The sequence below is a fragment of the Streptococcus parasanguinis genome, assembly GCF_001578955.1.
Lineage (GTDB): Bacteria > Bacillota > Bacilli > Lactobacillales > Streptococcaceae > Streptococcus > Streptococcus parasanguinis_U.
In genome coordinates, this window is record NZ_KQ969689.1 from 199,575 (window position 1) to 201,324 (window position 1,750).

Genomic DNA, 1,750 nt, shown 5'->3' on the forward strand with positions numbered 1-1,750 from the left:
GCAACGTTTCGATGGGATTCGCTATGGTTTCCGTGCGGAAGATGCTAAAAACTTGGATGATATCTACGTGAACACTCGTAGTCAAGGCTTTGGTGATGAGGTCAAACGCCGGATCATGCTTGGTACCTTTAGTTTGTCATCTGGTTACTACGATGCTTACTACAAGAAAGCTGGTCAAGTCCGTACCCTTATTATCCAAGACTTCGAAAAAGTCTTTGCGGATTACGACCTTATCCTTGGTCCAACAGCTCCAAGTGTAGCCTTTGATTTGGATTCGCTCAACCATGACCCGGTTGCCATGTACTTGGCGGACCTCTTGACTATTCCAGTCAACTTGGCAGGTCTTCCAGGGATTTCGATTCCTGCAGGTTTTGCGCAAGGTCTTCCAGTTGGTTTGCAGTTGATCGGTCCTAAGTATTCTGAAGAAACCATCTACCAAGCTGCAGCTGCCTTTGAAGCAACGACGGATTACCACAAGCAACAACCCCTTATTTTCGGAGGTGACAATTAATGAACTTTGAAACAGTCATCGGACTTGAAGTCCACGTTGAATTGAATACAAACTCAAAAATTTTCTCACCAACCTCTGCTCACTTTGGGAATGAGCAAAATGCCAATACCAATGTGATCGACTGGTCTTTCCCAGGGGTGCTTCCTGTCTTGAACAAGGGTGTTGTGGATGCTGGTATCAAGGCTGCTTTGGCCTTGAATATGGATATCCATCAGCATATGCACTTTGACCGGAAGAACTATTTCTACCCTGATAATCCAAAGGCCTACCAAATTTCGCAATTTGACGAGCCAATCGGTTACAACGGTTGGATTGAAGTGCAATTGGAAGACGGATCAACTAAGAAAATCGGGATTGAACGGGCCCACTTGGAAGAAGATGCCGGTAAGAACACCCACGGAACAGATGGATTCTCTTACGTAGACCTTAACCGTCAAGGGGTGCCATTGATTGAAATCGTATCTGAAGCAGATATGCGTTCTCCTGAAGAAGCCTATGCTTATTTGACAGCTTTGAAAGAAGTCATCCAATATACTGGTATTTCAGACGTCAAGATGGAAGAAGGATCGATGCGTGTAGATGCCAACATTTCCCTTCGCCCATACGGCCAAGAGGAATTTGGTACCAAGACGGAGTTGAAAAACTTGAACTCTTTCTCAAACGTCCGTAAAGGTCTTGAATACGAAGTTGAGCGTCAAGCGAAAATCTTGCGTTCAGGTGGTGTCATTCGTCAAGAAACACGCCGTTACGATGAAGCCAACAAGAGCACGATTCTTATGCGTGTCAAAGAAGGAGCAGCGGATTACCGTTACTTCCCAGAACCAGACCTGCCATTGTTTGAAATCTCAGATGAGTGGATCGAGGAAATGCGTACGGAGTTGCCAGAGTTTCCAAAAGACCGTCGTGCTCGCTATGTGGCAGAGCTTGGCTTGTCTGACTATGATGCCAACCAATTGACAGCGACGAAAGTTACTTCTGACTTCTTTGAAGCAGCTGTAGCCCTTGGTGGCGATGCTAAGCAAGTGTCTAACTGGCTCCAAGGTGAAGTAGCACAATTCTTGAATGCAGAAGGTAAGACACTGGAAGAAATCCAATTGACACCAGAAAACTTGGTCGAAATGATTGCCATCATCGAAGATGGAACGATTTCATCTAAGATTGCCAAGAAAGTCTTCGTTCACTTAGCGAAAAACGGTGGCGGTGCGCGTGAATACGTCGAAAAAGCCGGATTGGTACAGA

2 protein-coding genes are annotated in these 1,750 nt (G+C 45.6%); both read left to right on the forward strand.

The features are described from left to right. On the forward strand, positions 1–511 hold a 511-nt coding region (locus SPADD19_RS00905; protein WP_241496376.1), incomplete at its 5' end, for an amidase family protein. Next, the coding region (gatB, locus tag SPADD19_RS00910) for an Asp-tRNA(Asn)/Glu-tRNA(Gln) amidotransferase subunit GatB (RefSeq protein WP_061455248.1) at positions 511–1,750 on the forward strand (1,240 nt) is incomplete at its 3' end. The genes SPADD19_RS00905 and gatB, both read left to right, overlap by 1 nt.